The sequence below is a fragment of the Mesorhizobium sp. M8A.F.Ca.ET.161.01.1.1 genome, assembly GCF_004792105.1.
Lineage (GTDB): Bacteria > Pseudomonadota > Alphaproteobacteria > Rhizobiales > Rhizobiaceae > Mesorhizobium.
Map to the genome: position 1 here is coordinate 1 of NZ_SRTD01000421.1, position 295 is coordinate 295.

General features: G+C 61.7%; 1 protein-coding gene. It reads right to left on the reverse strand.

Going from position 1 to position 295, the window contains the following annotated elements:
* Nucleotides 1–295: aldehyde dehydrogenase family protein (locus EN804_RS36360; RefSeq protein ID WP_135922423.1), on the reverse strand; the 295-nt coding region annotated here is incomplete at both ends.

The window sequence follows — 295 nt, forward strand, 5'->3', positions numbered from 1 at the left end:
GCCGCCGATCAGAACGCGGCCGCCTTTGGCGCGTGCATCCTCGACATAGGAAGCTACGATGTCGAGTTGCATCCGATTCTGCACGGGACCAAGGATCGATTGTTCCGACAGGCCGTCGCCAACCGGAATGTGGGCTGCATAGGCGACGAGGCTTTCGCACACGGCGTCATAAAGGCTGTCATGGACATACAGGCGCTTCAGGCAGGCGCAGGTTTGGCCGTTGTTGATGAAGGCGCCCAAGAACAGCCCTTCGGCGATTTCCTTGGGGTCGGCGTCGGGGAGCACGATGCCGGCG